Here is a 4,389-nt window from a genome sequence, read left to right on the forward strand (position 1 = left end):
CCTTACCACCGCAAATTAACTTACAAGTTCTGCGAGAAGCGACCCTGCGGATATCTAAGTTAAAAAATTCCCGCAATTCACCTCAATTGCCAAAACTGCCCCCTATTCAAACCCATGCCAACACTCCCACAAATGTTGTTGCAGAACCCCCTACAGAAGAGGAACTTCTGGAAAAGGATGCTACTATAGCTGCCATCAACTTGGAGCAGTTGATCATCAAGCAACGTCGAATGCCAATACTCGACAATACTTTGCCATACTTGAAACGGCTACAAGCTTTGCCAGATGATACAAAACAAGTAAAAAACAATGCTCCAGATGCGAAAGTTGCAGCCGATGAAGACTTACCGCAGTTGGATACAACTGTAGCTGATGAAAATACGCTGCAATTAGTAGTAGATGATGCACAATTTCAAGAAGAATCTGTTGCAGAAGTAGAAGCCCAGCCAAATGAACAATTTCAAGAAAAATCTGTTGCTGAGGCACAAGCCCAGCCAAATGCACAATTCATTACAACAGGCAACCTTTACTCATCTCCCCTGCTCAGAAAGTGGATGCACAGCCAAGGATACTCTTTGCCTGAATCCATTGATGAACTGGAAACTGAAGACTACGATAGCTATGTTCCAGCCCACCATAACCAGCTTTCTCTTAGTGCTGAAACTCCCAATGTTGATGTCAACTTGCCGTTAAACCTGGATGCTGACACAGGGACATGGGAAGAAGTTCAATCGGTTTTTGATCTTGGGAACTTTGGGGAAGACGTAGATACAGCAAAGGAAGCTGATCTAGAAATAGGGGAAGATACAGGAGTAGAAGTCTCCGAACCAACACTCTCAATGATGGTAACACAACTACCACCCCCCCCTCCTCCAATAAAAATGAATATAGCGTCAGCTTGGTTGGCGCAAGAAATCGTTGTAGATGATATATATAGTGAATTGGAAACCAATGGGACGAAGAATTACTCTTTTGAAGAAGAAAAGCAACCACTGTTAGGTTTATCCTCTTCCCCACCCATAACTGCGGCAGCCATTGAGCCTTTGCCAATTCCAGAACTGCATGTACCAGACGGCGAACTAATCGCTGGCAAGTTTATCATAGTGCGCGTAGTACTGCCTGAAGTACCTCCCCAAGTTGTTGTCAAATTATGGCTTGAAGATTATCAAACTCGCTGGTTACTAGAGGAACCCCATTTACTGACAAATTTGCTACCTAACGCCTTGGGAGGATTGGAAGTGATGACGCAATTAAATATTCCCTTTGGGTGTCTGGAAATTCGCTTGGAAGCGATCGCACTTGATCTGACAACCCAACAGGAGAGTCACAAAGTCACAATAGTGCGAACTGTGATTCCTCCAGACTTGCCAAACTTGCAGCTAGATGAAGTCCTCGATATGTAACTCAGGTGTGAGGGGCATTGGGCATTGGGCATTGGGCATTGGGCATGGGGCATTGGGCATTGGAAACAGACAAGGAAGAAACTTGTTCAATAATTCTTCTTCATCCCCCTCATCTCCCCCTGCTCCCTCATCCCCCACTCCCCACTCCCCACTCCCCACATTGCCTGTGTTAAAAATATGAAAGAATTTCAAAAATTTGGCAGAATTTGCAGTAAGCTCATTTTGAATTGTAGTGTGATTTGATAGGAACCTTTACTATGGCAGCTTCTTTTTTGCCTTCTATCTTGGCTAGTACTTCGTACTTGCCTTCTATCTTAGTTCCCATAATTGGTTGGGTTTTGCCAGGTGTGGTCTTCGCGTTTCTATTTTTATACATTGAAAGCGACGATATCAGCGATATTAACTGATATTGATGTAGTCATTAGTCATTGGTCATTAGTCATTTGTAAAAAACAAATGACAAAGGACAAATGACAAAGGACAACTGACCAAAATTAATACCGCCCATCTCATAGAGACAGGCGGTTTTTTAACGTTGATTTTTCAACAAATGCTAGAAAATTAGTGTTCGGTTCAAACTAACTCATGTTAAATCGAAGAACCAAGTCCGGCATAGGCACCATAAAAGAAAATGCCCAAGACTGTAATTATACCTAAACCTGCGATCGTAGCGACGACCCACAGGGGAATTCTCCCACTTTCAGACACAGCTTCTCTCCTCCCTTAACAACTAATCAACACAGGTTCAATAAACAAAGATTAACAACAAGACTGCCAGTTAGTTAAAGAAGTAACTGGAAAACAGAATCCCCAGAACGAAAACTAGTAATAGTCCCAGGTATAGCGAAGTCCGGTTTAGTTCAACCGGTTGATTATTGGGATTGGGCGATCTTTCTACCATGATTGCTCCTAACGTTGAATAAATTGCATTGCGGCGATCGCGCCTAAAAAGAATACAGTTGGTACACCTAATGTGTGAACTGCCAGCCATCTAACGGTAAAAATTGGATAGGTAACTGGTTGATTGATGTTATTGCCGCTAGTCATGATCTCAAACTACTTTCCAATAAATTGTTCAACTTGTTTTTTAGCTTCAAAACGGTTCTTCACAATAGGCACTTCTTGCCGCGCTGGAGTAAAATACTCGTCGGGGCGGGGTGTGCCAAAAGCATCATAAGCCAGCCCGGTGCTGACAAATAGCCAACCGGCAATAAATAATGCCGGAATGGTGATGCTGTGAATTACCCAGTAACGAACGCTAGTAATGATGTCCGAAAACGGACGTTCTCCAGTGGTACCTGACATTTAGATCCCTACCTTATACATAGAGTGTTATTGAGTTTATTATCCTACAAAGTTAAGAAAGAGTTACAAGTTGCAAAGTTATTCTCAGAAATTAGGTATTGGGCATTGGGCATGGGGCATTGGGCATTGGGCATGGGGCATTCGGAATTGCTTATTTCTTCCTCATCTCCCTCATCTCCCTCATCTTCCGCATCTCCCCCACTCCCCACTCCCCACTCCCCACTCCCCCACTAAGCGGCTTCTGGGGAAGTTGTTTCAGGATTTGGTAGATATTTGAGCAAAACGCCGCGATCGCCAATTATAAATCCCCGTTCTGGCTCTAAGAACACTATCTTGTACAAATTAGCAGCTACTTCTTCCACTTCACGGTCTTTTTCCCAAGTTTTGCCACCGTCGGAACTCCGTAGTAAATTACCGCTACCGCCACCTATCCAAATTTCATTGGGTGTACGATATGCCAAATCGAGTAAACCCCAGCTGGTGGATAACTCTGGATATTGTGCCTTTTGCCATTCTTCAGGTTTAATTGGGTCGCTAAATTGAATTTGACCTCCCCTGGCTAGCAACCACAATTGCCCATTTTCAGCAAAACCCATGTTTTCTACGCGCCGAGAACTATTGCGGTTATGAGGTACCCAAGCATCTTGTCCCGGTTCCCAAGTTGAGTAGAAACTACCCTTGGCGGAAACGGCAACATATTTGCCATCAGGAGAACGTTCTAAGTTACGCACCACACCGACTGCTGATTCCACCTGGGCTTTCCAATTTCTACCGCCGTCTGTGGTCTTATATATGGCTCCTACATCAGTAGCCATTTCAGCTGTATTATCTGCCAGTGCCTTAATTGCGATCGGGCTACCTGGTAGCTTTTCGCTCAGGGGAATACGCGACCAAGAAGCACCTTCATCAGTAGTGTGCAGCAACAGTCCAGGCTCTCCGGCAATCCAGCCTTCTTTTCCTGCAAAGCTTACTGAGTCAAAGCGATACTTTTGCTCATCCAGTTGCAGTGTTATTGGTTTCCAGGTATTACCACCGTCATTGGTTTCCAATAAGGTGGCATTGCTACCTACTAAGTAGCCATGCTCAGGGTTATTAGTAAAAGCAATATCCAGGAGATTTGAGTCTGTTGGCACAGAAATGACTTTCCAAGGGTTGTAACTTACTGAGGGAATTTTGCTACAACCTATACAGATGAGGACTACTATCAACAAGGCAGCTATTCGTTGCCAACCTTTCACAATTGAATGCATTAGTATTTCTTAACTTGTTTCTAAATTTCTGTAGCTGTTCTCTAAAAGGTTTACTGATACTTTTTTGCTAGCATTTGCTAACAAATACATAAGTTGAGCAGATCAATCTCAACCAAGTTGTATCAATCGATGCATAAAAACAAGTTTTACGCACTCTTACTTGTTTGCTTCTAGCGTGATTCTTGCTTTGATAAGCAACATAAGAGGCAACTTATCAGTATAGAGGTTGCTTGACGTTACGGATTCTCACCTGAATCTCTGATATTTTATCAGAGAATACACTGTTAATCAATGTAAAAAAGTGAGCATTTCTTAGCTTAATTAAACGCTCTAGGGAATAGGTAAAACAACATAATTGTGTGATTATAATCACACAATCAATGATGAAAATCTCTTTTTCTACTTACTACTCCCTGTTTCTGAGATAACGG

At 42.9% G+C, this 4,389-nt stretch carries 8 protein-coding genes and 1 pseudogene; 2 read left to right on the top strand and 7 right to left on the bottom strand.

The window, feature by feature from the left end; translation table 11 throughout:
* Window positions 1–1,403, top strand: a pseudogene (locus tag LC574_RS28460) (hypothetical protein); the annotation flags it as partial.
* Here LC574_RS28460 and LC574_RS28465 read toward each other — a convergent pair.
* Window positions 1,380–1,562 carry a hypothetical protein gene (locus LC574_RS28465; protein WP_229457008.1) on the bottom strand — a complete coding sequence of 61 codons (183 nt, stop codon included), beginning with the start codon at window positions 1,560–1,562 and terminating at the stop codon, window positions 1,380–1,382. The pseudogene LC574_RS28460 and the gene LC574_RS28465 sit on opposite strands and share 24 nt — an antisense overlap.
* A 98-nt stretch (window positions 1,563–1,660) precedes the next feature.
* On the opposite strand from LC574_RS28465, the gene psaI reads away from it, so the two are divergent.
* Window positions 1,661–1,810: a photosystem I reaction center subunit VIII gene (gene psaI / locus LC574_RS28470; RefSeq protein WP_229457009.1), complete on the top strand. Its 150-nt coding sequence runs from the start codon at window positions 1,661–1,663 to the stop codon at window positions 1,808–1,810.
* Between the two features lie 181 nt (window positions 1,811–1,991).
* Here the strand turns inward: psaI and LC574_RS28475 are convergent, their stop codons facing one another.
* The 6 genes from LC574_RS28475 to LC574_RS28500 form a co-directional block, all read right to left on the bottom strand.
* On the bottom strand, window positions 1,992–2,111 hold the full coding sequence (locus tag LC574_RS28475) for a photosystem II reaction center protein J (protein ID WP_152589562.1): 120 nt from the start codon (window positions 2,109–2,111) through the stop codon (window positions 1,992–1,994).
* Between the two features lie 70 nt (window positions 2,112–2,181).
* Window positions 2,182–2,304 carry a photosystem II reaction center protein L gene (locus LC574_RS28480; protein ID WP_012411802.1) on the bottom strand — a complete coding sequence of 41 codons (123 nt, stop codon included), beginning with the start codon at window positions 2,302–2,304 and terminating at the stop codon, window positions 2,182–2,184.
* 8 nt (window positions 2,305–2,312) lie between these two features.
* Window positions 2,313–2,450, bottom strand: a complete 138-nt coding sequence (gene psbF, locus LC574_RS28485; protein ID WP_015115279.1) for a cytochrome b559 subunit beta — start codon at window positions 2,448–2,450, stop codon at window positions 2,313–2,315.
* A gap of 9 nt (window positions 2,451–2,459) precedes the next feature.
* Window positions 2,460–2,708, bottom strand: a complete 249-nt coding sequence (psbE, locus tag LC574_RS28490; protein WP_162399775.1) for a cytochrome b559 subunit alpha — start codon at window positions 2,706–2,708, stop codon at window positions 2,460–2,462.
* A 44-nt stretch (window positions 2,709–2,752) separates the two neighbouring features.
* Window positions 2,753–2,917, bottom strand: coding sequence for a histidine kinase (locus LC574_RS28495; RefSeq protein ID WP_229457010.1), 165 nt, complete (start codon window positions 2,915–2,917; stop codon window positions 2,753–2,755).
* Between the two features lie 21 nt (window positions 2,918–2,938).
* Window positions 2,939–3,958 carry a photosynthesis system II assembly factor Ycf48 gene (locus LC574_RS28500; RefSeq protein ID WP_229457011.1) on the bottom strand — a complete coding sequence of 340 codons (1,020 nt, stop codon included), beginning with the start codon at window positions 3,956–3,958 and terminating at the stop codon, window positions 2,939–2,941.
* Between the last annotated feature and the right edge of the window lie 431 nt (window positions 3,959–4,389).

It is taken from the genome of Nostoc sp. CHAB 5715 (genome assembly GCF_020829685.1).
GTDB lineage: Bacteria > Cyanobacteriota > Cyanobacteriia > Cyanobacteriales > Nostocaceae > Nostoc.

Excerpts from the sequence above, each read along its gene's own strand:
- LC574_RS28480 (WP_012411802.1), bottom strand. The coding sequence starts at position 2,304 with ATGGTAGAAAGATCGCCCAATCCCAATAATCAACCGGTTGAACTAAAC.
- psbE (WP_162399775.1), bottom strand. The coding sequence starts at position 2,708 with ATGTCAGGTACCACTGGAGAACGTCCGTTTTCGGACATCATTACTAGC.
- psbF (WP_015115279.1), bottom strand. The coding sequence starts at position 2,450 with ATGACTAGCGGCAATAACATCAATCAACCAGTTACCTATCCAATTTTT.
- psaI (WP_229457009.1), top strand. The coding sequence starts at position 1,661 with ATGGCAGCTTCTTTTTTGCCTTCTATCTTGGCTAGTACTTCGTACTTG.
- LC574_RS28500 (WP_229457011.1), bottom strand. The coding sequence starts at position 3,958 with ATGCATTCAATTGTGAAAGGTTGGCAACGAATAGCTGCCTTGTTGATA.